The following is a 23,466-nucleotide window of genomic DNA, read 5'->3' as shown; positions in this document are numbered from 1 at the left end:
TTGCCCGCACCCGCTGACCCCCTGTCAGAATCCGGCGCGTGACCCTTCGATATCCGCGCCCCCTGCGCCCCGGTGACCGTATAGGTGTGACCTCCCCGTCCAGCGGGGTGGCCGACAGGATGCGCGCGCGCCTCGACCTCGCGGTACGAGACCTCGAGGAGCGCGGATACGAGGTGGTCGTCGGCCGGTGCATGGACGGCTCGACGCACCTCAGCGCCCCGGCCGCCGAACGCGCGGCCGAGCTCACCGAGATGCTGACCGATCCGGAGATACGGGCCGTGGTACCGCCGTGGGGCGGGGAGCTGGCGATCGACCTGCTGCCGTCGCTGGACTTCGAGGCGATCCGGCGGGCCGAGCCGACCTGGGTCGTGGGCTACTCGGACATGTCCACGGTCATCACCCCGCTGACCCTGCTCACCGGGGTCGCGACCGTGCACGGCAACAACCTCATGGACACGCCGTACCGGACGCCCGAGGGGCTGCTGTCCTGGCTCGACATCGTGGCCGCGCCGCAGGGCGAGCCGTTCGCGCAGACGCCGCCCGGCCGCTACCGGTCCGCTCGCTGGGACGACTGGGTCGGGCACCCCGAGATCCGCGACCTCACCCTGGACGCCGAGGGAACCTGGACCCGGCTCGACGGCGAGGGTGACGTGGACGTCGAGGGCCGGCTGATCGGCGGCTGCATCGAGACCGTCGCTCCCCTCGCCGGCACGCCGTACCTAGACCTGACGCGGTTCGCCGGGGACGAGCCGCTGCTCGTCTACGTCGAGGCGTGCGAGGACAACGCGTTCACCATCTGCCGCCACCTGCACGGCTTGCGCCTCGCCGGCTTCTTCGACCGCGCCGCCGCCGTCCTCGTCGGCCGCACCCACGCCCCCGACAGCCCCACCCTCACCCAGCACGAGGCCGTCCTCGCCGCGCTGGGCCCGCTGGGCGTGCCGCTCGTCGCCGGGGTCGAGTGTGGGCATGTGGCGCCGTACCTCCCCCTGGTCAACGGCGCGCGCGGCCGTGTGGTGCACACGGCCGCGCGGAGCGGGATCGTTCAGACCCTGGACTGACCCCGGCGCAGGCCCAGTGCGACCAGGACGGCGGCGGCGAGGACGACGGCCGCGTCCAGGGCGAGGACCGTGTGGACGCCGCTCAGCAGGTCGTGGGACGTGGTGGCCAGCACGCCCAGCAGCGGGATGCCGACCGTGATGCCGACCTGCTGGGTGGAGGTCACCAGACCGGTGGCCAGGCCCTGCTCCTCGTCCGGCACACCGGAGGTGACGGTCAGGCCGTAGGAGATGATCGCGCCCAGGTGGAACATGCTGGCCACGGACACGGCGGCCGTGGCGAGCCAGACCGACCAGACGTGGGAGTTCAGCAGGAGCAGCGTCGCGATCAGCGCCCCCTGACCGGTCAGCGAGCAGACCAGGGTGCGGCGGGCGCCGTAGCGGCCGATCACCTTCGGGGCGAGCGTGCCGGCGACCGCCGACAGCACCCCCTGGACGCCGAAGACCAGGCCCGTCTCGAAGGCCGACAGGCGCAGGATCTCCTGCAGATACAGGGTCAGTACGAAGATCACCGTCGACATCATCGAGAAGGTGACCAGGCCGCCCACGTTGCCCCAGGCCACCGTGCGGCGGCGCAGCATGGGCAGCGAGACCAGGGGCGCGGCCGTACGGGACTCGACGACGGTGAACACGGCCAGCAGGAGCAGTCCGGCGACCAGGGTGATGAGGACGTCCGGGCGGCCGAAGCCGTGGTCGGCGGCCGTGGACAGGGCGTAGATCAGGGACAGCAGGCCGGTGGTGACGGTGACCGCGCCGGGCACGTCCAGGCGCGGACGCTCCGGGGTGCGTGACTCCGGCAGCAGGCCCGGGGCCAGCGGCAGCACGATCAGCGCGGACACGGTGAGCAGGGCCATCGTTGAGCGCCAGCCGAGGGTGTCGGTCAGCATCCCGCCCGCGACCATGCCGACCGTGTAGCCCAGCGACATCACCGTGCCGGCGATTCCCAGGGCACGGTCGCGGGCCGGGCCCTCCGGGAAGGTGGTGGTCAGCAGGGACATGGCGGTCGGGACGATCGCCGCCGCGCCGAGGCCCTGCAGCGCGCGTCCGGCGAGGAAGGAGGCCGGGTCCCAGGCCAGGGTCGCCAGCAGCGAGGCCGCGCCGAACAGGGCCAGGCCGGTCAGGAACAGCTTGCGGCGGCCGTACAGGTCGCCGATGCGGCCGAAGAGGAGGAGGAAACCGCCGGATGGGAGCGCGAACGCGGTGACCGCCCACTGCAGCGCCGAGCGGCTCATGCCGAGGTCGGTGCCGAGTTCGGGCAGGGCCACGTTCAGGACGGAGAAGTCCAGCGCGACCATGAACTGGGCCGCGCACAGGACGAACAGGACGAGCTTGTCGCGCGTCGACAACCGGGGCGGCCGGGGGGTGTCGAGCGGTGTGCCCGTGGGGGTGGTGGACTGGGTGGTGGTGTCGATCGCCATGGCAAGAGCTTCGGGCGAACGGAATACCGGTGGGGAGTCGGAACTTATGGTGGTGGTGGCACCACCAGATGCGACGGGTGGATACGACGGGGGAGGAGCGGCACGTGCCTGCAGCGGGGGCGGCGAAGAGTGAACGGCGGGGCGAGCTGCGCGAGTTCCTGATGAGCCGGCGGGCCCGGGTCAGTCCCGAGGAGGCCGGGCTGCCCGTCGGCGGCGGCCGGCGCCGTACGCCCGGGCTGCGCCGGGAGGAGGTGGCCGTGCTCGCCGGGGTGGGCGCCTCCTGGTACCAGTGGCTGGAGCAGGGGCGGGAGATCTCCGTCTCCCCGTCGGTGCTGGACGCCGTGGCCCGGGTGCTGCGGCTGAGCGACGCCGAGCGCCGCCATCTGTACCTGCTGGCCGGGATGAACCCGCCGGCGCCCGAAGTCGCGCCCGAGCAGAAGCGGGCGAACTGCGAGGGGCTGCGGCGGCTGATCGACACCTGGATGCCGTATCCGGCCCACATCATGGACCTGTACTACAACTGCGTGATGTACAACGACGCGGCCGCGATCGTGCTCGGCATGCGGCCGGACATCACCCAGAACTGTCTCATCGACTTCTTCGTCGATCCGCTGTACCGGTCGCGCAGCCACAGCTGGGAGCGGAACGCGCGTACGGTCGTGGCGCAGTTCCGGTCCGCGTGTGCGGCGCGGCCGGACGACGAGGGCTTCCAGGCGGTGCTGGCCGAGTTGAGCGAGGCCAGCGCGGAGTTCCGGGCGATGTGGGCCGAGCGGGACATCGAGGACCAGGGGCAGATCCGCAAGGAGCTGGAGCATCCGCTGGTCGGGCTGCTGGTGGTGGAGTCGACGGTGATGAAGGTGCCGGCCCGGCCCGATCTGATGATCGTGCTGCACACCCCGCTGGACGAGGCGAACACCGCGGCGAAGCTGGAGTGGCTGGCGTCCCCGGAGGGGCGGCGGGGCGCGATGTACCCCGTGGCGGGGTGAACGGGGCCGGGCTTCGTATGCTCGGGGCATGACCGAGAGCAACGCGCTTGACCCCGAGGACCGCAAGATCGTGACCCTGGCCCGTTCCGTGCGGGCCCGCAACGGTGTGCCGGAGGGGGCGGCCGTACGGGACGAGACCGGGCGTACGTATGTCGCCGGGGCGGTTTCGCTGCCCTCGCTGCGGCTGAGCGCGCTGCGCACTGCCGTCGCCATGGCCGTTGCGTCGGGGGCCACGTCATTGGAGGCGGCGGCGGTGGTGAGCGAGGCGGAGTCGGTGCCCGAGGAGGACTTGGCCGCGGTCGCCGATCTCGGGGGTGCGGGGACGCCCGTGCTGCTGGCCGGGCTCGACGGGGTTGTGCGGGTGACCGTTTCCGCCGGCTGACGTACCGGAGTACCGGCCGAACGAAAGGTCGGCTGGAATTCAACCTTGCTGGGTTCCAGCACTTGCGCATCAATGAAGCCGTAAATCCGACGGGTCGTCGGATCCGCACCCGCCCGTCGGCGTCCCCCCACACGGCACCCCTACGAAAGGGAAGCGGATCCCCATGAGAGGCAAGCGCACGGCAACGGGTGCGGCACTGGCCGCCGGAGCCCTCGCGGTCACCGGTCTCGCCTTCGCACCCTCCGCGGCCGCCGTCACCCCACAGTCGGCGACCATCAACGCGAACTGCGGTATCTACGGCGGCGGTGCGGCCACGCTCGCGGCCACCCAGAGCGGCACCTCGGCCACCATCACGATCACGTCCTCCGCGATCACCGTGCCCGTCGCGGTGTCCCAGGACTCGGTCTCGTCCACCCTCACGCTCGTGAAGGGCGGCGGCACCAGCGTCTTCAGCGGTAAGAAGAACCCGGCCATGGCGGCCGGTTCCACCGTCACCGTCGGCCCCCTCAGCGGCACCGTGGCCTCCGGTGACAGCCTGGAGGCGTACGGCGGCTCCCTGAAGATGACGGTCTTCGGGATCACCATCACCTGTACGGCGACCGCCAAGCAGTCACCCGGCCCGTTCGTCTTCGACTGATCCCTGAGCCGACCGACCTGAGCGATCTGTTCCGGATGCCGCAGAAATCGACGAGATCTGATGATCCGTCAGATTTCTGCGGCATCTCCATTGACTTCTCACCCCCGCTCCACATCAATGCCCCCTGTCGGCGCAGATGAGCCGCTGCGCCCGCAACCTCAGGAGGGGGCCCATGGGCTTCACACCCCCAAGACCACGAAGATCCCGACGGTGGCGCTGGAGCTCACTGCTCGGGGCGACCGCGCTCGCGGTCACCGCGGGCGGCGCGCTGGCCTGTCCGGCCGGTGCCGCCGGCACGAACGTGGACTTCGCCACGCACTGCATCCCGCCCGCCGTGGCGGGTATCCCGCCGATCGACGGCACCACGACCGCCAACGTGTCGGTGGACAACGCCAACCCCAAGGTCGGCGACACCGTCAGCGTCACGTACACGGTGGTCACCGCCGCCGCCAGCAATCCCACCGACCTCGCCCTGCCGGCCGACATCATGACCCCCACCGGGAAGGTCACCCTCGGTGGCGCCCAGACGGGGGACGTGACCGTCGCGGGGCCGAAGAAGAACCCGCCGGTGCCGGGGAAGGCCGCCTTCCCGTCCTTCTCCATGACCGGCACGTTCACCGTCACCAAGGCCGGTCAGATCACCCTCTCGCCCGGCGACTACAACATCCACACCAGCTACATCCTGGAGCTGGACACCCCGTGCACGGTCACCAACCCGCCCGCCCCGGTCTCCCAGACCGTCACCGCGACCGACGGCACCCCGGCCAACACCCGGGCCATCTCGCTGAGTTCGGCCTCCGGTGACCCGGGCGCCGGTGTCACGGTCAACGGTACGAACTTCACGCCGGGCGCGACCGTCACACTGGCCGGGCGGTCCGGGGGCGGCCAGACCGCGGACACCGCCACCGTCACGGCCAACGCACAGGGCTCCTTCAGCGGTTCCCTCGTCGTCAAGGACAAGACGACCACCGGGATCGTGGCCTATGAAGGCGGCTCCTGGAGCGCGGACAAGGGCGCCGGCCCCGCGGCGTACGTCGTCAACGACAACTCACCCGTCCCGCCGGGCAGTCAGAAACTGACGACCACCGTCAAGGCGGGCACGCTGTCCATGTCCCAGGCCGGGGACTCCGTCGCACTGTCGGCGGTCGACTTCGGCAAGGGCGGGGCCTCGACGGGCAAGCTGCAGACGGTGACGGTCCAGGACTTCCGCGGCGGGCCCGCGGGCTGGTCCCTGACCGGCAAGGTCACCGACTTCACGGGTCCCGGCGGCAAGATCGACGCCGGGAAGCTGGGCTGGACCCCCGCGTGCGCGACCAAGGCGGGCAGCCCCAGCACCTGCAAGGCCGGTTCGGCGGGCACCGTGGGCGCCTCGGGAGCGACCCTGGCGTCGACCTCCGCCGGCACGGTCACCGGCGGTGAGTTCACCGTCGACGCCGGACTCTCCCTGGACGTACCGGCGTTCACGCCTCCGGGCTCGTACTCCGGTGTGCTCACGCTGACGCTCACCTGAGCGTGCGGGCGTCCGCACCCGCCCGTTCCCCTGTCTCCCGTCCGTGGGGGTCCGCACCCATGCGCAAGCTGTACGTCCTCCTGCTGGGCCTCCTGCTCGCATGGCAGGCCATGCCCGCCCACGCCGCCGACAACGGCACCTGGTCCGTGTACCCGGTCGCCTCGAAGATCGCCCAGCGGCCCTACTTCTACCTCTCCGCCGACCCCGGCCAGGCCCTCACCGACAAGGTCGCCGTCCAGAACAAGACCGGCAGGCCGCTCACCTTCCGGCTCTACGCGGCCGACGCCTACAACACCGCCCGCGACGGCGGTTTCGCCGTGCGGACCGTCACGGAGCGCATGCTCGGGGTGGGCGCCTGGGCCCGGCTCGCGAAGTCCCGGGTCACCGTGCCCGGGCATACGACCGTCAGCGTGCCCTTCACCCTGCGCGTCCCGCAGGGTGCCGAGCCAGGTGACCATCCCGGTGCCATCGTCGCCTTGGACGAGCATGTCGACCCCGGCAGCGGGCGGCTCGCGCTCGGTGTCCAGCGGGCCGTCGGCGCCCGTGTCTACCTCCGGGTCGGCGGGCCCACCCTGCCCGCGCTGTCCGTCGGGCAGCTGCACATCAGCCACCACCAGCCCCTGGTCCCGGGGCTCGGCGCCAGCACGGCCACCGTCTCCTACACCCTGCGCAACACCGGAAACGTCACCCTCGACCCGAAGGTGGAGCTGAAGGCGCGCGGGCTGTTCGGCCGTACGCTGCTCGACCGCGAGCTGTCCCGGGTGCCGTCGGAGCTGCTGCCGGGACAGCGGGTCCGGCTCACCGAGACCTGGCGCGGGGCGCCCCAACTGGACTGGGCGGACGTGACGTTGACGGCGAGCGCGCCCGGCACCCGGCAGTCGGCCGGCGCCTCCTTCTTCGCGCTGCCCTGGCTGGTCGCGACGGTGGTGTTCCTCGTGGGCGTGGCGGCCGGGGTGCTGCTGGTCAGAGCGCGTCGGGGCCGCGTTCGCCGGTCCGCACGCGTACGACCGTCTCCACGGGTACGGCCCACACCTTCCCGTCCCCGATCTTCCCCGTCTGCGCGGCCCTGACGATCGCGTCGATCACGGGGTCGGCGTCCGCGTCCTCCACGACGACCTCGATCCGCACCTTCGGCACCAGGTCGACCCGGTACTCGGCCCCCCGGTACACCTCGGTGTGGCCGCGCTGCCGGCCGTAGCCGCTCGCCTCGGTCACGGTCAGGCCGTGCACGCCCAGTTCCTGCAGGGCGGTCTTGACCTCGTCCAGCCGGTAGGGCTTGACGATCGCGGTGATGAGCTTCATGCCTGGGTGTCGACCTTCTGCGTGCCGGGGGCTGAGGACGGAGTGGGAGACCGGGGCGCCATGGCCCAGGACGCCGTGATCGTATGCCGTCTCGGCGTGCACCGTAAGGTCCAGGCCGGTGTGCTCCTGCTCCTCGCTCGCGCGCAGGCCCATCGCCTTGTCGAGCAGCTTGCCCAGGCCGTACGTCACCGCGAAGGCGTACCCGGCCACGACCACCACGTGGCGAACAGGCCGATCAGCACGGTGCCGATGATGCCGCCGACCAGGTGGACGCCGACGACGTCCAGCGAGTCGTCGTAGTTCAGCCTGAACTTCCAGCTCACCGCGTACGAGCAGACGACACCGGCGGCGAGGCCGACGACCAGCGCGCCCAGCAGCGAGACCGTGCCGCAGGACGGGGTGATCGCGACCAGGCCCGCGACCGCGCCGGAGGCGGCGCCCAGGGTGGTGGGATGGCCGTCGCGCCTCTGCTCCACGAAGAGCCAGCCGAGCAGGCCGGTGCAGCCGGCGGCCAGGGTGTTCCAGCCGAACCAGAGCAGACCGGCGCCGAGGATCACCATGGGCAGGTTGTGCGGCCGCATGGCGTCCTTCTTGAAGCCGAGGCGCGGGCCGAGCACCAGGCACAGGGCGAGACCGGAGGCGCCGGAGGTGATCTCGACCGGCAGACCGCCCGCGAAGTCGAGCGCTCCCAGCCCGTCCAGGATCCAGCCGCCCGGACCCCACACCCAGTGGGTGACCGGAACGTATACGAGGAGGGTCCAGACCGGGACGAAGACCAGCCACGCCGAGAACTTCGTGCGGTCGGCGACCGCGCCGCTGATCAGCGCGGCCGTGATGATCGCGAAGGTGAGCTGGAAGGTGGCGAAGAGGAGGGTGGGGACGGTGCCGCGCACGCTGCCGGGGGTGAGATGCGCCATTCCGGCGTGGCCGAGGCCGCCGATCTCTTCGTGCGGACCATGCCGCCGTAGAACAGGGCCAGGCCCGGTGCCATCAGCAGGACGAGGGCGGTGGCGGCGAGCAGCCAGGCGGTGTCGCCGGTGTCGACGTGCGCGGCGGCGAGGGTCACGGGCGTCTCCAACGGTGCGGGGGCTCGTCAGCCGTGGTCGCGGTCACTGGTACGGCGGGGCCTCGTGGATCAGGGACAATGAACGGCATGAGCGTTCGTACCCCGTCATCCGAAGAGTCGGCCGAGACCGTCCACCGCGCCGGCTTCGCCTGCTTCGTGGGCCGCCCCAACGCGGGCAAGTCCACCCTCACGAACGCTCTGGTCGGGCAGAAGGTGGCCATCACCGCGAACCAGCCGCAGACGACGCGGCACACGGTACGCGGGATCGTGCACCGGCCCGACGCCCAGCTGATCCTCGTGGACACCCCCGGGCTGCACAAGCCGCGCACGCTGCTCGGCGAGCGGCTCAACGACGTCGTCCGCACGACGTGGGCCGAGGTCGACGTGATCGGCTTCTGCCTTCCGGCGAACGAGAAGATCGGCCCCGGCGACCGCTTCATCGCGAAGGAGCTCGCGGGGATCAAGAAGACCCCCAAGGTCGCGATCGTCACCAAGACCGACCTCGTCGACTCCAAGGCCCTCGCCGCGCAGCTGATCGCGATCGACCAGCTGGGCAAGGAGCTGGGCATCGAGTGGGCGGAGATCGTGCCGGTATCGGCGGTCGGCTCCAAGCAGGTGGACCTGCTGGGCGACCTCCTGATCCCGCTCCTCCCCGAGGGTCCGGCCCTCTACCCCGAGGGCGACCTCACGGACGAGCCCGAGCAGGTCATGATCGCGGAACTCATCCGCGAGGCGGCCCTGGAGGGCGTCCGCGACGAGCTGCCGCACTCCATCGCGGTGGTCGTGGAGGAGATGCTCCCGCGCGAGGACCGCCCCGCGGACCGTCCCCTCCTGGACATCCACGCCAACGTCTACATCGAGCGCCCCAGCCAGAAGGGGATCATCATCGGCCCCAAGGGCAAGCGCCTGAAGGAGGTCGGCATCAAGTCCCGCAAGCAGATCGAGGCACTGCTCGGTACCCCCGTCTTCCTCGACCTGCACGTGAAGGTGGCCAAGGACTGGCAGCGCGACCCGAAGCAGCTCCGTAAGCTGGGCTTCTGAGTGTTGCGGGGCTGCGGCCCCCGAACCCCCTTTTGACGCATGGGCGTTGACTTGGGTTACCGGGGGTAAGGATGATCCGGCCATGGCGACTCACGCGAGTGATCCGACAGCCGGGCCGATCCCCCGTTTCCCCGCCGGCTTCCTGTGGGGTGTCTCGACCTCGGCCCACCAGATCGAGGGGGCGGCCGAGGAGCGCGAGCGGTCCGTGTGGGACGTGTTCACGGCCGAACCGGGGCGGGTGAAGGACGGCTCGACGGCGGCCGTGGCCTGCGATCACTACCACCGTTACCGCGAGGACGTGGGCCTGCTTGCCGGCCTGGGCGTGGACGCCTACCGCTTCTCGATCTCCTGGCCCCGCGTCAACACTCCGGGCGGCCTGGACTTCTACGACCGCCTGGTGGACGAGCTGTGCGCGGCGGGCGTACGGCCCGTGCCCACCCTCTTCCACTGGGACCTGCCCGCCTCCCTGGACTGGCTCCAGCGGGACACGGCGGAGAGGTTCGCCGCATACGCCTCGGTGGTGGCCGAGCGGCTCGGCGACCGCGTGACCAAGTGGATCACCCTCAACGAGCCCGCCGAGCACACCCTCCTGGGCCACGCCATCGGTGCCCACGCCCCCGGCAAGCGGCTCCTCTTCGACGCGCTCCCGGTCGCCCACCACCAGCTCCTCGCCCACGGTCTCGCGGTACGCGCCCTGCGCGCCGCCGGGGCGACGGACATCGGTATCGCCAACTCCCACGGCCCCACCTGGCCCGCCTCCGCCGAGCCGGCCGACGTGGAGGCGGCCGGCTTCTACGACCTCCTGCTCAACCGCCTGTTCGCCGAGCCGGTCATTCTCGGTCAATACCCGGACGGAATGGGTGAGTTGATGCCGGGCGACGTGGAGGAGGACCTCAAGGTCATCGCCGAGCCCGTCGACTGGTACGGGATCAACTACTACGCGCCGACCCGGGTGGGCGCACCCGGCGGCACCGACAGCGAGTACGGCGGTCTGGCGCTGCCCGCCGAACTGCCCTTCTCCGTAAGGGAGATCGAGGGCCGACCGGTGACCGACTTCGGCTGGCCGGTCGTCCCCGAAGGCCTCACCGAGCTGCTGTGCGGCTTCCGCGAGGCGTACGGCGACAAGCTCCCGCCGGTCGTCATCACCGAGAACGGCTGCTCCTACGAGGGCGTCGACGACCAGGACCGCATCGCCTACCTGGACGCCCACATCCGCGCCCTGCACACCGCGCTGGAGGCCGGCGTGGACGTGCGCGGCTACTTCGTGTGGTCCCTGATGGACAACTTCGAGTGGGCCGAGGGCCATGCCCGCCGCTTCGGCCTGGTGCACGTGGACTACGCCTCGCTGAAGCGCACCCCGAAGGCCTCCTACCACTGGTTCCGGGACGTGCTCCGGGCCCAGAGCTGACGGCACGGAGATGACCACCGCCGGAGTTCCGGCCGCCCTGTCCGAGCCCGTCGAACCGGTCCGCCGGGGCTGGACGGCGGCCCTCTCGCTGGCCAACGGGGCGATCTGGGTCGGCTGGTTCGGGCCGCTGCAGATCCTGCTCGCCTCCCAGGCCAAGGACTTCGCGCCCGGCTCCGGGATGTCCAAGGAGACCATGCTGGCCTGGGTGACCGGCGCCGGCGCGGTGGTCTCCCTGCTCGCCAACCCGCTCTTCGGCGCCCTGTCCGACCGTACGACCGCCCGCGCCGGCCGCCGTACGCCATGGATCGTGGCCGGGGCGGCGGGCGGCGCGCTGTCCCTGCTGCTGCTCGCGCGGGCGGACGGGGCGTGGTCCATGGCGGTGGGCTGGTGCCTGGTGCAGCTCACGCTGAACGCGGCGTTCGCGGCGGTGACGGCGGCCGTCCCGGACCGGGTGCCCCGGCTCCAACGGGGCGCGGTGGGCGGCTGGTTGGGAGCGGCGCAGATCCTGGGCGTGGTCGGCGGCACCGGTCTCGCGACCGTGGCGGGCGGGACCGGGGCCGGGTACACGGCCTGCGCGGTGTGCACGGCGGCGGGCGTGCTGCCGTACGTCCTGCGCCACCAGGATCTGCGGCTGCGGCCGCAGGACCGCCCGCCCTGGTCCTGGCGGAGCTTCCTGGCGGGGTTCTGGCTGAGTCCGCGCCGCTGCCCCGACCTCGGCTGGGCCTGGCTGACCCGCTTCCTGATCAACCTCAGCAACTCCCTCGTCCTGCTGTACCTCCTCTACTACCTCCGCGACCGCCTGCACCGCCCCGACCCCGGCCAGGGCGTGCTGATCCTGACGGCCGTCAACAGCCTGACGCTGATGGCGACCGTCGTGGCGGGCGGCGTCTGGTCGGACCGGGTGGGGCGGCGCAAGCCGTTCGTGGTCTGGTCGGGTGTGCTGATGGCGGTGGCGACGGCGGCGCTGGCCGGCTGGCAGACGTGGCCCGGCGCGGTCGTGGCGGCGGCCGTTCTCGGGGTCGGCTTCGGCGTGTTCACCTCCGTCGACTTCGCGCTGATGACGGACGTCCTGCCGAAGGCGCTGGACCGGGGCAAGGACCTGGGCGTGATCAACGTGGCCAATGCGCTCCCGCAGGTGGCCGCGCCGGCCTTGGCCGCGCCGGTCGTGACGTACCTGGGCGGATACCGGGTGCTGTACCTGGTGGCGGCGGTGATCGGGTTGGCGGGATCGGTGCTGGTGGGGCGGATTCGGGGCGTGGACTGAACTCACAACACCCCCGCGTCCCGGGCCGCCCACACACTCGGGTACAGGGGCCGGTAACCCAGGTCACGGCGGATCTTCTCCGTCGACATGATCCCCAGCCACGGGTCCGGGTCGGTCCGGGTGTGCATGTCGGCGGGTATCCCGGCGCCGTTGAGCTGGTGCAGCTCGACCGCCGTGACGGGCGCGTCGTCGGCGATGTTGTGGATCGGGCCGTTGACCGCCGGTGCGTACAGCAGGCGCAGCAGCCCCTGGGCGACATCGGCGTGGTGGCCCATGTGCAGCCGCTGGGTGGGCGCCCAGTGCGTGGCCCAGCGCAGGGACTGGGCCAGGTGCGGGTCGCCTTCGCCGTAGACGAAGGGCAGCCGGGCCACGCGCACGTCCATGCCCCCCAGGGCGAGCAGCTCCCGTTCGGCCGCCGCCTTGGCTTCGGGATAGGCGCCCCACATCGCGCCGCCGGGCCGGGTCTCGTCGTCCTCGGTCAGCGGGCGGCCCCGCCCGGTGCCGTACACGAGTCCCGTGCTGACCTGCACGAAGCGCCGCACTCCCGAGGCCAGCGCGGCCCGGCCCAGGGCGACGGCCGCGTCCCGGTTGACGGCCCGTGCCTCCTCGTCCGGCACCCCGCGGAAGGCCGCCGCGACGTTCACGACCGCGTCCACCCCGGCCACCGCCTTGCCGAGCGCCTCCTCGTCCCGCAGGTCGCCGACCACGACCTGGGCGCCGAGTTCCGCGAAGCGCTCGCCGCGCTCCGCGTCGCGCACCAGGACCCGTACCTCCTCGCCCGGCCGCCGCCGCGTCAGCAGCCTCGGCACGAAGCGCCGGCCGACCTGTCCTGTCATCCCTGTCACCAGTGTCAGCATGTTCCGCTCCTCTCGGCTGGTGTCACCACTGTCCAGCGGTGCCGTGCCGGCCGGGAGAGACCTTCCGATCAGGGGACCGGCACTCCCTGGATAAGCCCCGCGGTGTGCCCCACCCTGAAGACGTGAACCGAGCCGAACTCGCCGACTTCCTGCGCCGTTCCCGAGCCCGCCTGGACCCCTCCGATGTGGGCCTGATGCCCGGCGCCCGGCGTCGTACCCCCGGTCTGCGGCGGGAGGAGGTGGCGTCGCTGGCCGGCATGTCGGTCGACTACTACACGCGGCTGGAGCAGTGCCGGGGCCCGCGCCCGTCCCGGCAGATGCTCACGGCACTGGCCCGGGCGCTGCGCCTGACCGACGACGAGCGGGACCACCTCTTCCATCTGACGGGCGAGGAGCCGCCCCGCCGGGAGAGCGCCTGCGCGCATGTCCGGCCCGGACTGCTGCTGGTCCTCGACCGGCTGCACGACGCGCCGGCGATGGTGGTGTCGGACTGCGGGGAGGTGCTGGCGCAGAACGCGATGTCGCGGGCGCTGTCAGGAGACGTGCTGGGCCGCCCGCCCCGGGAGCGCAACCTGGTCCGCCGCTTCTTCCTGGACCCGGCGGGACGCGAGCCCTTCCCGCCACAGGACGTGCCGGAACACGCGCGCGTGCACGTGGCGAACCTGCGTGCCGTCGCTGCCGCCCGGCCCGACGACCCCCGGCCGGCCGCCCTGGTGGCCGAACTCCGCGCCGGGAGCGAGGAGTTCGCCCGGCTCTGGGACGAGCACGAGGTGGCGGTCCGGCGCGGTTCCGTCAAGCGCTTCCGGCATCCGGTGGTGGGCCTGCTGGAACTGGACTGCGAGGTCCTGCTCAGCGACGACCACCGCCACCACCTCATCCTGCACACGGCCCGCCCGGGCACGGAGTCGTACGAGCGGCTGCAACTCCTGCGTGTGGTCGGGCTCCAGGACTTCTCTACGCCCCTTCCTTCAGCACCCTCGTGATCAGCTCACGCTGTTCCTCGGTGAGCCGGGGGTCGGCCGCGTACACCGTGCGGCCGTCCACGGTGATCTCGTAGCGGAAGCCGTCCGGGACGCCGGCCGGCGGGGTGCCCCGGCCGGACGCGAGGACGCGTTCGGCCAGGGCCTGCCACGCAGGGGCGTCGGGCCGGCCCGAGGTGTCCACCTCGGCCCGGCGCTCGATGCCCGCGAAACCGCCCGTGCGCCGTACTTGGATACGCATGGGTCCCTGTGTAGTACGGAACTACAGCGTCCGCACCCCGACCTGCTCCCACGCCTTCTGCACGGCCGTGAGTTCGTCACCGGCGCCGTACCGCTCGCGCGCCGCCTGCACCGTCAGCGTGGCGAAGTCGGCGAACAGCGCGTCCGTCTTGAGGTCGCCACCGGTGAGCACGTCGTACCAGATCTGCCCGGCCTTCTCCCAGGAGTGCCCGCCGATCGCCGTGGCGACCAGGTAGAAGGCGTGGTTCGGGATACCGGAGTTGATGTGCACACCGCCGTTGTCGCGGCCGGTGCGGACGTAGTGGTCCATGGTCGCCGGCTGCGGGTCCTTGCCGAGCCTCGGGTCGTCGTACGCCGTGCCCGGGGCCTTCATCGAGCGCAGCGCGGTGCCGTGGACGCTCGGGGCGAGCAGCCCGGCGCCGATCAGCCAGTCGGCCTCGGCGGCGGTCTGGCCGAGGGTGTACTGCTTGATCAGCGAGCCGAAGACATCCGAGACCGACTCGTTGAGCGCGCCGGACTGGCCGAAGTACTCCAGGTTCGCGGTGTGCTGGGTGACGCCGTGGGTCAGCTCGTGGCCGATGACGTCGACCGGGATGGTGAAGTCGAGGAAGATCTGGCCGTCGCCGTCGCCGAACACCATCTGCTCGCCGTTCCAGAAGGCGTTGTCGTACGACTCCCCGAAGTGCACGGTGGCGTCCAGCGGGAGCCCGTTGTCGTCGATGGAGTGCCGGCCGTAGGCCTTCAGGTACAGCTCGAAGGTGGCGCCGAGGCCGGCGTAGGCGCGGTTGACGGTGGCGTCCGAGCCCGGGTCGGAGCCCTCCGCACGGACCTTCGTGCCGGGGAGGTCCTGGGTGTGGTGGGCGTCGTAGATCGTGCGGTGCGGCTGGTCGGCGGCGGCGCCCGCGGGGGCGGCGACGGAGGGCGCACCGATGACCGTGGTCAGGCGGCGCTTGGTGCGCTGGAAGGCGTCGTGCTCCAGGGACCGGCGGGCCGGACCGGAGAGCTCGGGGTCCTCGGCTTGGGCGAGCTTGTCGAGGACGTGCGGCGGCACGATCGTGCAGAAGACGGGCTCGAAGCCCCCGTTGGTCGTCATGTCTCGCACCATCGCACTCTGTGACGCCGGTGTCACTAGGGGCCACCATGATTGGTGAAATACCGGGACAGGGAATGCCACGCTCCGTGACAATGTGGTACGGCGCACTTTTTGTCCCTTTTGCGACACCGGTCCCGCATACTGGGACGCACCCCCGCGCCCGGGGTGGCTCGGCTAGGCTGCGACGCATCATGCGTTTCGGGCTGCTTCTTCTTAGCTGCCGCGGCGAGGGCCTGTAGGAAAGGCCGACTCCCTCCCCGCGGAGCTCTGGCGTTGCGTCGTCGGCCGTCCACCCGGACATCCGGATTCCGAGGATCCGGACACCCAGAGGAGCCCACGCCATCATGGCCAACCGCCAGCAGCCCAGTTCCATGCCGATCCACAAGTACGGCCGCTACGAGCAGGTCGACATCCCGGACCGCACCTGGCCGGAGCAGCGCATCACCGTCGCCCCCCGCTGGCTCTCCACCGACCTGCGCGACGGCAACCAGGCCCTGATCGACCCCATGTCGCCCGAGCGCAAGCGCCGGATGTTCGACCAGCTGGTCAAGATGGGCTACAAGGAGATCGAGGTCGGCTTCCCCGCCTCCGGCCAGACCGACTTCGACTTCGTGCGCTCGATCATCGAGGAAGAGGGCGCGATCCCGGACGACGTCACGATCTCCGTGCTGACCCAGGCCCGTGAGGACCTGATCGAGCGGACCGTGGAGTCCCTGAAGGGCGCCAAGCGGGCCACCGTCCACCTGTACAACGCCACCGCCCCGGTCTTCCGGCGCGTGGTCTTCCGCGGCTCCAAGGACGACATCAAGCAGATCGCCGTCGACGGCACCCGCCTGGTGATGGAGTACGCGGAGAAGCTGCTGGGCCCGGAGACGGAATTCGGCTACCAGTACAGCCCCGAGATCTTCACCGACACCGAGCTGGACTTCGCGCTGGAGGTCTGCGAGGCGGTCATGGACGTCTGGCAGCCCGGCCCCGGCCGCGAGATCATCCTCAACCTGCCCGCCACCGTGGAGCGTTCGACGCCGTCCACGCACGCGGACCGCTTCGAGTGGATGAGCCGCAACCTCTCCCGCCGCGAGCACGTCTGCATCTCCGTCCACCCGCACAACGACCGCGGTACGGCCGTCGCCGCCGCCGAGCTGGCCCTGATGGCCGGCGCCGACCGCGTCGAGGGCTGCCTGTTCGGGCAGGGCGAGCGCACCGGCAACGTCGACCTGGTCACCCTGGGTATGAACCTGTTCTCCCAGGGCGTCGACCCGCAGATCGACTTCTCCGACATCGACGAGATCCGCCGTACGTGGGAGTACTGCAACCAGATGGAGGTCCACCCGCGCCACCCGTACGTGGGCGACCTGGTCTACACGTCCTTCTCCGGCTCCCACCAGGACGCCATCAAGAAGGGCTTCGACGCCATGGAGGCCGACGCGGCGGCTCGCGGGGTCACCGTCGACGACATCGAGTGGGCGGTGCCGTACCTGCCGATCGACCCGAAGGACGTCGGCCGCTCCTACGAGGCCGTCATCCGCGTCAACTCGCAGTCCGGCAAGGGCGGTATCTCCTACGTCCTGAAGAACGACCACAAGCTGGACCTGCCGCGCCGCATGCAGATCGAGTTCTCGAAGCTCATCCAGGCCAAGACCGACGCCGAGGGCGGCGAGATCACGCCGAAGGAGATCTGGGCGGTCTTCCAGGACGAGTACCTGCCGAACCCGGACAACCCGTGGGGCCGCATCCAGGTCAGGACCGGCCAGTCGACGACGGACACGGACGGCGTCGACACCCTGACGGTCGAGGCCACGGTGGACGGCCAGGACACCGTCCTGACCGGCTCCGGCAACGGTCCGATCTCGGCCTTCTTCGACGCCCTGGAGTCCATCGGCATCGACGTACGCCTGCTGGACTACCAGGAGCACACGATGAGCGAGGGCGCCTCCGCGCAGGCCGCCTCCTACATCGAATGCGCGATCGACGGCAAGGTCCTGTGGGGGATCGGCATCGACGCGAACACGACGCGTGCGTCGCTGAAGGCGGTCGTCTCCGCGGTCAACCGCGCCGCCCGCTGACGCCTCTGACCGGGCCTTTCGGTGCCCCGGCCGCTGGATACGGCGGCCGGGGCACCGTCGTTTCTCGGCCACCCGGCCCCCGAGGTCACGGAAAGGTCTCTTACGGGGTACTGACTCAGCCTTGGGGATGTGGCTAACATCACGCCAGCGCGGCGATGTTGCCGTGCGGTTACGGAGGTGCGACGTGCTGCCAGTACGGGGACGAGACGGCCAGGCCCTGCGCTTCCTGGGCACGCGCACCGCGTGGACACCCGTCGGGGACGGCGAGTTCTACTGCCCCGGCTGCGGCGGCGACCGCAACTACCAGCGGCTCACCGGCCGTCGCCGGCTCACCCTGCTCGGGGTGCCGCTGCTGCCGCGCGGGACGGCCGGACCGGTCGTGGAGTGCGCCGCCTGCAGCCACCACTACGGCACCGACGTCCTCGACCACCCCACCACCCGCCGCTTCTCCGCGATGCTCCGCGACGCCGTGCACACCGTCGCCCTCGCCGTGCTCGCCGCGGGCGGCACCTCCTCCCGTACGGCCCTGGAGACGGCCGCCGGCGCCGTCCGCGCGGCCGGCTTCGACGGCTGTACCGAGGAACAGCTGGCCGCACTCGTCGACGCCCTCGCCGCCGACACCGGCCGGGTCCTCGGCGCGGAGTGCGGCACGAGCCTGACCATAGAGCTGCACGAGGCCCTGGACCCGCTCGCCCCGCACCTCGCCCCGGCCGGCCGCGAATCCCTCCTCCTCCAGGCCGCCCGCATCGCCCTCGCCGACGGCCCGTACACCCCCGCCGAACGCGACGCCCTCACCACGGTCGGCGCGGCCCTCACCATCTGCGCCGACGACGTGACCCGCCTGCTGGCGGCGGCACGGACACCGTCGTAGGGTCCGACTGTTACTCCCCAGGGAGTAATCCTGCCCCGCGGCCACCCCCGGCAGTACCCCCGAACTCGCCCCCACGCCCGACGATTGCCGCCCCCTTCACCGGAAGTCTGGAAGCCGTATCCAGACATCCGCGGTGGAGGGGAGGCCCGATTCCATGGGGCCCGTGAAGGCACGCAGGACCAGGGGGCTGCCCTGGCTGGTGGTCGGGCTGTGGGCGGTGCTGCTGGCCGTGGCCGGGCCGTTCGCCGCGAAACTCGGCGACGTCCAGCACAACCGGGCCACCGACTATCTGCCGGCGTCCGCCGACTCCACCCAGGTCGCGAAACTGCAGGACCGGCTGCCCGGCGGCGAGACCACCGAACTGGTCCTCGTCTACCACCGGACGGCCGGTCTCACCGCCGCCGACCGGGCCACGGCGGACGGACAGATCGCCGAGATCGGCCGACGGCACCGGCTGACCGCCGGCACCCCGCACGGCGTCCCGTCCGCCGACGGCGCCACCCTCATGTACCCGGTCACCAGCAACGAGCCGGGCACGGACGAGGAGAAGCGGAACACCTTCGTCGACGACGTCCGTCAAGTAGCCCATGACCAAGGCGGGTTGAGCGTGCGGGTCGGTGGTCCGGCCGCGCTCGCCACCGACGCCTCCGGTGTGTACGCCTCGCTCGGCGGGCCCCTGCTCTACACCACGGTCGCCGTCGTCGCGATCCTGCTCATCCTCATCTACCGCAGCCCCCTGCTCTGGCTGGTCCCGCTCGTCGTCGCCGGCGTCGGCGACTTCCTCGCCCGGTCCGCCGCCTACGGCCTCAACCAGGCCTTCGGCACCACCGTCTCCGGCCAGAGCGCCGGCATCATGACCATCCTCGTCTTCGGCGCCGGCACCGACTACGCCCTCCTCCTCGTCTCCCGCTACCGCGAGGAACTACGGCACCACGAGCGCCCGTACGACGCCATGCGGGCCGCCCTGCGCGGCTGCGGTCCCGCCGTCCTCGCCTCCTCCGGCACGGTCGCCGCCGGACTGCTGTGCCTGCTCGCCGCCGACCTCAACTCCAGCCGCGGCATGGGCCCGCTCGGCACGGTCGGCGTGCTGTGCGCGCTCGCCGCGATGCTCACCCTGCTCCCCGCCGTCCTCGTCCTGCTCGGCCGCCGCGTCTTCTGGCCGCTCGTGCCCGCCCACGGCAGCACACCCAAGGCCCGCCGCTCCCTGTTCGCGGCGATGGGCTCCTCGGCCGGGCGCCGCCCGCTGACCGTCCTCGCCTCCGGCGCCGCCCTGCTCGGCGCGCTCGCGCTCGGCGTCCTGAACCTGCCCGGCTCCCTCAAGCAGCTGGACACCTTCGTGGACCGGCCCGAGTCCGTGACCGCCATGGAGACCGTGGCCAGGGCCTACCCGGAGCGGTCCGCACAGCCCATCGAGGTCCTCACCCCGGCCGGCCGGGCCGACGCGACCCTCGCCGTGGTCAAGGGCACCCGGGGAGTGGCCGACGCGCGCCAGGGCCGTACCGGCGGCGGCTGGACCGAGATCACCGTGACCGCGTCCGCGCCGCCCCAGTCCGCCGCCGAGACCGCCACCATCGAGTCGCTCCGGCACCGGCTGCCCGGCTCCCACGTCGGCGGGCCCAGCGCCCAGCAGCTCGACCTGTTGGACACCAGCGCCCGCGACCGCCTGGTGGTCATCCCGATCGTGCTCCTGTCCGTGCTGCTGATCCTGATCGTCCTGCTGCGCTCCCTGGTCGCCCCGCTCCTGCTCGTCGCCGCCGTGATCGCCGTGTGGGGCGCGGCCCTCGGACTCGGCGGGCTCGTCTTCGGGCCGCTGTTCGGCTTCCCCGGCACCGACCCCGGCCTCGGCCTGCTGTCCTTCGTCTTCCTCGTCGCCCTCGGCGTGGACTACGGCATCTTCCTGATGCACCGGATGCGCGAGGAGTCGCTCAAGGGCGCCGAACCGGCGGCGGCCGCGCTCATCGCCCTGCGCACCACCGGCGGGGTCATCGCCTCCGCCGGGCTGGTCCTCGCCGCCACCTTCGCGGTGCTGACCAACATGGGCCTGGTGCCGCTGGTCGAGCTGGGCTTCGTCATCGCCGTCGGCGTCCTGCTGGACACCTTCCTCGTCCGCACCTACCTGGTGACCAGCGCGAGCGTGGCGCTCGGGCACCGGGTGTGGTGGCCGGGCCGGCTGTCCCGTCCGGTGCCGGACGCCGACCGCACGCCGACGCCCGTGGGCGTATAGCGGAAGATGAACCCCGTGCAGGCAACCATCACCGCGTCCCGGCCCGGCCGTGCCCTCGCGTCCCTGGATCCCCCGCGGCAGGACGCGTGCCTGGCCGCCGCGCTCGCCGCGCTCGCCTCGGTCATCGCCGTCACCGTCGGCAGCGGCCGGCACCCGGACGCGCTCGGCTGGGCCCTGCTGCTCGGCCTGCACGTGCCGCTGGTGTGGCGCCGGCGGGCCCCGCTCACCGTGCTCGCGGTCATGATCACCCTGATCGCGATCTACCACCAGCTGGACTACAACCACTCGGCACCCACCGCCGCCTCGATGGTCGTCCTCTACACGGTGGCGGTGACCCACGGCCCCCGGCGCACGGCCTTCATCGGCGCCGCCGTCGTCACGCTGATGCTGCTCCTGAAGATCCGCCACGGCATGGCCGGGCTCCAGGTGAGTTTCCAGATCACCGGCTGGATCGTCTCCATGCTCGTCCTCGGCGGCTACCTCCGCGTCCACCGCGAGAACGCCGCCGCGGCCGTGGAGCGCGCCGAACGCGCCGAGCGCACCCGGGAGGAGGAGGCCCGCCGCCGGGTCGCCGAGGAGCGCCTGCGCATCGCCCGTGACCTGCACGACCTGCTCGCCCACAGCATCACCCTCATCGGCGTGCAGACCTCGGTCGCCGCACACGTCCTCCAGGCCGACCCCGAGCGGCTGGACCGTACGGCCGTGGCGAAGGCCCTCGACGACATCGCCGGGACCTGCCGCACGGCCCGCGGCGAACTCCGTACGACCCTGGAGGTGCTGCGCGACCCCGGCACCCCGGACGCCCGCGGCCCGCTGCCCGGTCTCGCGGGCCTCGCCGAGCTGGCCAGGTCGGCGGGCGCCCGGGTGGAACTGTCCGTGCGGGCCGACGCGGTGCCGCCGGCCGTCGGCGCCGCCGCCTACCGGATCGTGCAGGAGGCGCTCACCAACGCGGTACGGCACGGCGGCCGGGCCGACCTGACCGTGCGCGTGGGTGTGCACGAGGAGGAGGGCGGCCTGCGGGTGCTGGTGAGCGACGACGGAGTCGGCGGCACCGGTGACGGCCCGCCCGGCTTCGGACTCGTCGGCATGCGGGAACGGGCCCGCAGCGTCGGCGGCACGGTCGACGCCGGACCGCGCGCCGACGGCCGGGGCTTCGAGGTGAGTGCCGTACTGCCGCTGGGCGAGAGACTGGGGGCCCACAGATGATCCGGGTACTGCTCGCCGACGACCAGACCCTGGTGCGGGCCGCGTTCGCGATGCTCGTGGAGTCGGCGCCGGACATGGAGGTGGTCGGGCAGGCCGGCACCGGGCGGGAGGCCGTCGAGCTCGCCCGGACCGCGCGCGCCGACGTCGTCCTGATGGACATCCGCATGCCCGGCCTGGACGGCATCGAGGCGACCCGGCTCATCGCCGCCGACGAGGACCTCGCCGGGGTCAGGGTCCTGGTGCTCACCACCTACGACACCGACGAGCACGTGGTGGAGGCGCTGCGCGCCGGTGCCTCCGGCTTCCTGGTGAAGGACACCCGCCCGGCCGACCTCCTCGACGCGATCCGTACGGTCGCCGGGGGCGAGGCGTTGCTCTCACCGGGGCCCACGGCACGCCTGATCGAGCGGTTCCTGCGCAGCCCCTCGGCGCCCGCGACGGGCGGCCCCGAGTGCCTGTCGGACCGGGAGCGGGAGGTGCTGACACTGGTCGCGCGCGGCCTCAACAACGCCGAAATCGCCGAGGTGTTGGGCCTGAGCCCGCTCACCGCCAAGACCCACGTCAGCCGGATCATGGGTAAGCTCGGCGCCCGCGACCGCGCCCAGCTGGTGATCGTCGGCTACGAGTCGGGGCTGGTGATTCCTGGGAGCATGGGTGGGTGACACCGAAGAGCCGCACCCTGCTCACCGCCCTCGCGCTCCTCACCTCGCTCACCGCCCGCCTGCCCGCGGCGACCCCGGCCCAGGCGAGCGCCACGACCGGCCACGCACACGCCCGCTGTGCCGCCTCCCTCCCGTACATCTCGGGCGAGGGCGGCTACGCCACCTACCGCATCCCCGCCGTCGTGCGGACCCCGCACGGCACCGTCCTGGCCTTCGCCGAGGGCCGGCGCGACAGCGCGGCGGACACCGGTGACATCGATGTCGTCCTGCGCCGCTCCACCGACGGCGGCTGCACCTGGGGCCCCATGGCGGTGGTGTCCGCCGGAGACGGGGACACCCGGGGCAACCCGGCGCCGGTCGTGGACCCGCGCACCGGTGCCGTCGTCCTCGTGACCTGCGGCAACAGCGGCAAGGTGACGGAGACGCAGATCATGCGCGGCGAGGTGCCGGCCGAGCTGGGCCGCCGGGTGTTCGTGCAGCGCAGCCGGGACGACGGCCGCCGGTTCACGCCCCCGGTCGACATCACGGCGCAGGTGAAGCGGCCCGGCTGGAACTGGTACGCCACCGGTCCCGGCCACGCCGTGGCCCTCACCCGGGGCCCGCACGCCGGCCGTCTGCTCGTCCCGGCCAACCACTCCGCCGCCACGCCCACCGGCTCCTCGAAGTACTACGGCGGTCACGCCCTCTACAGCGACGACGGCGGCCGCACCTGGCACCTCGGCTTCGCGCAGACCACCCATGACGGCGTGCTCAACACCAACGAGACGACCGCCGCCCAACTCCCGGACGGACGGCTCTACTTCAACGCCCGTGACCAGTACGGCACAGCGCCCGGCAACCGTCTCGACACCTACTCCTCCGACGGCGGCACCACCCTCGACCGCCCCTACGCCGTCCAGCCCACCCTGAACGACGTCCCCGTGGTCCAGGGCAGCGTCCTCCAACTGCGCGGCCCCGGAGCCCCGCTGCTCTTCTCCGGCCCCTCCGTGCCCACCGCCCGCCGCACCCTCGCCCTCTGGTCCAGCACCGACTCCGGCCACACCTTCACCAGACTGCTCACCCTCCCGGACCGCCCGGCCGCCTACTCCGACCTGGTCCAGCTCGGCCACGACACGATCGGCGTCCTGTACGAGACGGGCGCCACCCGCAACTACGACATGCTGGAGTTCCGCAGACTGACGCTGCGCGGAACCTAGGG

At 72.0% G+C, this 23,466-nt stretch carries 21 protein-coding genes and 1 pseudogene; 16 read left to right on the top strand and 6 right to left on the bottom strand.

The window, feature by feature from the left end:
- Window positions 1–38 precede the first annotated feature (38 nt).
- Window positions 39–1,058: a S66 family peptidase gene (locus tag ACWC0C_RS14135; RefSeq protein ID WP_450864031.1), complete on the top strand. Its 1,020-nt coding sequence runs from the start codon at window positions 39–41 to the stop codon at window positions 1,056–1,058.
- Here the strand turns inward: ACWC0C_RS14135 and ACWC0C_RS14130 are convergent.
- Entirely contained in the window at window positions 1,043–2,473 is a 1,431-nt protein-coding gene (locus tag ACWC0C_RS14130; RefSeq protein ID WP_450864029.1) for an MFS transporter, read from the bottom strand. The genes ACWC0C_RS14135 and ACWC0C_RS14130 overlap by 16 nt on opposite strands.
- Before the next feature lie 161 nt (window positions 2,474–2,634).
- Between ACWC0C_RS14130 and ACWC0C_RS14125 the strand changes: the two genes are divergently transcribed.
- From ACWC0C_RS14125 to ACWC0C_RS14105, 5 genes are all read left to right on the top strand, one after another.
- On the top strand, window positions 2,635–3,459 hold the full coding sequence (locus ACWC0C_RS14125; RefSeq protein WP_449200834.1) for a helix-turn-helix transcriptional regulator: 825 nt from the start codon (window positions 2,635–2,637) through the stop codon (window positions 3,457–3,459).
- A 28-nt stretch (window positions 3,460–3,487) separates the two neighbouring features.
- On the top strand, window positions 3,488–3,841 hold the full coding sequence (locus ACWC0C_RS14120) for a cytidine deaminase (RefSeq protein ID WP_449200814.1): 354 nt from the start codon (window positions 3,488–3,490) through the stop codon (window positions 3,839–3,841).
- Between the two features lie 163 nt (window positions 3,842–4,004).
- Window positions 4,005–4,478, top strand: a complete 474-nt coding sequence (locus ACWC0C_RS14115; protein ID WP_449200815.1) for a hypothetical protein — start codon at window positions 4,005–4,007, stop codon at window positions 4,476–4,478.
- Between the two features lie 172 nt (window positions 4,479–4,650).
- Window positions 4,651–5,988, top strand: a complete 1,338-nt coding sequence (locus tag ACWC0C_RS14110; RefSeq protein WP_450864028.1) for a beta-xylosidase — start codon at window positions 4,651–4,653, stop codon at window positions 5,986–5,988.
- Window positions 5,989–6,047: 59 nt separating this feature from the next.
- Window positions 6,048–7,058, top strand: a complete 1,011-nt coding sequence (locus tag ACWC0C_RS14105) for a WxL protein peptidoglycan domain-containing protein (protein ID WP_450864026.1) — start codon at window positions 6,048–6,050, stop codon at window positions 7,056–7,058.
- Here ACWC0C_RS14105 and ACWC0C_RS14100 read toward each other — a convergent pair.
- Complete coding sequence (locus ACWC0C_RS14100; protein ID WP_361244217.1) at window positions 6,952–7,290, bottom strand: P-II family nitrogen regulator; 339 nt, start codon at window positions 7,288–7,290, stop codon at window positions 6,952–6,954. The genes ACWC0C_RS14105 and ACWC0C_RS14100 overlap by 107 nt on opposite strands.
- A pseudogene (locus tag ACWC0C_RS14095) lies at window positions 7,287–8,356 on the bottom strand (ammonium transporter). The gene ACWC0C_RS14100 and the pseudogene ACWC0C_RS14095 overlap by 4 nt, the downstream one beginning before the upstream one ends.
- Before the next feature lie 87 nt (window positions 8,357–8,443).
- Here ACWC0C_RS14095 and era point away from each other — a divergent pair.
- The 3 genes from era (at window position 8,444) to ACWC0C_RS14080 (ending at window position 12,069) form a co-directional block, all read left to right on the top strand.
- The gene (era, locus tag ACWC0C_RS14090) at window positions 8,444–9,397 is read left to right on the top strand and encodes a GTPase Era (RefSeq protein WP_449200818.1); all 954 of its coding nucleotides are present in this window, start codon (window positions 8,444–8,446) and stop codon (window positions 9,395–9,397) included.
- Between the two features lie 82 nt (window positions 9,398–9,479).
- On the top strand, window positions 9,480–10,805 hold the full coding sequence (locus ACWC0C_RS14085; RefSeq protein WP_450864025.1) for a GH1 family beta-glucosidase: 1,326 nt from the start codon (window positions 9,480–9,482) through the stop codon (window positions 10,803–10,805).
- A 10-nt stretch (window positions 10,806–10,815) separates the two neighbouring features.
- Window positions 10,816–12,069, top strand: coding sequence for an MFS transporter (locus ACWC0C_RS14080; RefSeq protein WP_450864023.1), 1,254 nt, complete (start codon window positions 10,816–10,818; stop codon window positions 12,067–12,069).
- Between the two features lie 2 nt (window positions 12,070–12,071).
- Here ACWC0C_RS14080 and ACWC0C_RS14075 read toward each other — a convergent pair whose 3' ends face one another.
- The gene (locus ACWC0C_RS14075) at window positions 12,072–12,926 is read right to left on the bottom strand and encodes an NAD-dependent epimerase/dehydratase family protein (protein ID WP_450864022.1); all 855 of its coding nucleotides are present in this window, start codon (window positions 12,924–12,926) and stop codon (window positions 12,072–12,074) included.
- A 122-nt stretch (window positions 12,927–13,048) separates the two neighbouring features.
- On the opposite strand from ACWC0C_RS14075, the gene ACWC0C_RS14070 reads away from it, so the two are divergent.
- Window positions 13,049–13,909: a helix-turn-helix transcriptional regulator gene (locus ACWC0C_RS14070; RefSeq protein ID WP_450864020.1), complete on the top strand. Its 861-nt coding sequence runs from the start codon at window positions 13,049–13,051 to the stop codon at window positions 13,907–13,909.
- Here ACWC0C_RS14070 and ACWC0C_RS14065 read toward each other — a convergent pair.
- Window positions 13,881–14,147 (bottom strand): protealysin inhibitor emfourin, encoded by a 267-nt coding sequence (locus ACWC0C_RS14065; protein ID WP_449200823.1) that lies wholly within the window; start codon window positions 14,145–14,147, stop codon window positions 13,881–13,883. The two genes, ACWC0C_RS14070 and ACWC0C_RS14065, sit on opposite strands and share 29 nt — an antisense overlap.
- Before the next feature lie 21 nt (window positions 14,148–14,168).
- The gene (locus tag ACWC0C_RS14060) at window positions 14,169–15,239 is read right to left on the bottom strand and encodes a M4 family metallopeptidase (protein ID WP_449200824.1); all 1,071 of its coding nucleotides are present in this window, start codon (window positions 15,237–15,239) and stop codon (window positions 14,169–14,171) included.
- Between the two features lie 344 nt (window positions 15,240–15,583).
- On the opposite strand from ACWC0C_RS14060, the gene leuA reads away from it, so the two are divergent.
- From leuA to ACWC0C_RS14030, 6 genes are all read left to right on the top strand, one after another.
- Window positions 15,584–17,305 (top strand): 2-isopropylmalate synthase, encoded by a 1,722-nt coding sequence (gene leuA, locus ACWC0C_RS14055; RefSeq protein WP_449200825.1) that lies wholly within the window; start codon window positions 15,584–15,586, stop codon window positions 17,303–17,305.
- A 184-nt stretch (window positions 17,306–17,489) separates the two neighbouring features.
- Entirely contained in the window at window positions 17,490–18,176 is a 687-nt protein-coding gene (locus ACWC0C_RS14050) for a TerB family tellurite resistance protein (RefSeq protein ID WP_450864019.1), read from the top strand.
- Window positions 18,177–18,330: 154 nt separating this feature from the next.
- Complete coding sequence (locus ACWC0C_RS14045) at window positions 18,331–20,400, top strand: MMPL family transporter (protein WP_450864017.1); 2,070 nt, start codon at window positions 18,331–18,333, stop codon at window positions 20,398–20,400.
- A 6-nt stretch (window positions 20,401–20,406) separates the two neighbouring features.
- On the top strand, window positions 20,407–21,606 hold the full coding sequence (locus ACWC0C_RS14040) for a sensor histidine kinase (RefSeq protein ID WP_450864015.1): 1,200 nt from the start codon (window positions 20,407–20,409) through the stop codon (window positions 21,604–21,606).
- Entirely contained in the window at window positions 21,603–22,268 is a 666-nt protein-coding gene (locus tag ACWC0C_RS14035; RefSeq protein ID WP_450864013.1) for a response regulator, read from the top strand. The genes ACWC0C_RS14040 and ACWC0C_RS14035 overlap by 4 nt, the downstream gene beginning before the upstream one ends.
- Window positions 22,265–23,464 carry a sialidase family protein gene (locus ACWC0C_RS14030; RefSeq protein ID WP_450864011.1) on the top strand — a complete coding sequence of 400 codons (1,200 nt, stop codon included), beginning with the start codon at window positions 22,265–22,267 and terminating at the stop codon, window positions 23,462–23,464. The genes ACWC0C_RS14035 and ACWC0C_RS14030 overlap by 4 nt, the downstream gene beginning before the upstream one ends.
- The last annotated feature ends 2 nt before the right edge of the window (window positions 23,465–23,466 follow it).

Source organism: Streptomyces sp. NPDC001709 (assembly GCF_053596375.1).
This window is presented reverse-complemented; position numbering and strand designations above follow the sequence as displayed.

Excerpts from the sequence above, each read along its gene's own strand:
- ACWC0C_RS14115 (WP_449200815.1), top strand. The coding sequence starts at position 4,005 with ATGAGAGGCAAGCGCACGGCAACGGGTGCGGCACTGGCCGCCGGAGCC.
- ACWC0C_RS14045 (WP_450864017.1), top strand. The coding sequence starts at position 18,331 with ATGGGGCCCGTGAAGGCACGCAGGACCAGGGGGCTGCCCTGGCTGGTG.
- ACWC0C_RS14060 (WP_449200824.1), bottom strand. The coding sequence starts at position 15,239 with ATGACGACCAACGGGGGCTTCGAGCCCGTCTTCTGCACGATCGTGCCG.
- ACWC0C_RS14120 (WP_449200814.1), top strand. The coding sequence starts at position 3,488 with ATGACCGAGAGCAACGCGCTTGACCCCGAGGACCGCAAGATCGTGACC.
- ACWC0C_RS14105 (WP_450864026.1), top strand. The coding sequence starts at position 6,048 with ATGCGCAAGCTGTACGTCCTCCTGCTGGGCCTCCTGCTCGCATGGCAG.
- ACWC0C_RS14075 (WP_450864022.1), bottom strand. The coding sequence starts at position 12,926 with ATGCTGACACTGGTGACAGGGATGACAGGACAGGTCGGCCGGCGCTTC.
- ACWC0C_RS14065 (WP_449200823.1), bottom strand. The coding sequence starts at position 14,147 with ATGCGTATCCAAGTACGGCGCACGGGCGGTTTCGCGGGCATCGAGCGC.
- leuA (WP_449200825.1), top strand. The coding sequence starts at position 15,584 with ATGGCCAACCGCCAGCAGCCCAGTTCCATGCCGATCCACAAGTACGGC.
- ACWC0C_RS14080 (WP_450864023.1), top strand. The coding sequence starts at position 10,816 with ATGACCACCGCCGGAGTTCCGGCCGCCCTGTCCGAGCCCGTCGAACCG.
- ACWC0C_RS14040 (WP_450864015.1), top strand. The coding sequence starts at position 20,407 with ATGAACCCCGTGCAGGCAACCATCACCGCGTCCCGGCCCGGCCGTGCC.
- ACWC0C_RS14085 (WP_450864025.1), top strand. The coding sequence starts at position 9,480 with ATGGCGACTCACGCGAGTGATCCGACAGCCGGGCCGATCCCCCGTTTC.
- ACWC0C_RS14130 (WP_450864029.1), bottom strand. The coding sequence starts at position 2,473 with ATGGCGATCGACACCACCACCCAGTCCACCACCCCCACGGGCACACCG.
- ACWC0C_RS14035 (WP_450864013.1), top strand. The coding sequence starts at position 21,603 with ATGATCCGGGTACTGCTCGCCGACGACCAGACCCTGGTGCGGGCCGCG.
- ACWC0C_RS14110 (WP_450864028.1), top strand. The coding sequence starts at position 4,651 with ATGGGCTTCACACCCCCAAGACCACGAAGATCCCGACGGTGGCGCTGG.
- ACWC0C_RS14100 (WP_361244217.1), bottom strand. The coding sequence starts at position 7,290 with ATGAAGCTCATCACCGCGATCGTCAAGCCCTACCGGCTGGACGAGGTC.
- era (WP_449200818.1), top strand. The coding sequence starts at position 8,444 with ATGAGCGTTCGTACCCCGTCATCCGAAGAGTCGGCCGAGACCGTCCAC.
- ACWC0C_RS14125 (WP_449200834.1), top strand. The coding sequence starts at position 2,635 with ATGAGCCGGCGGGCCCGGGTCAGTCCCGAGGAGGCCGGGCTGCCCGTC.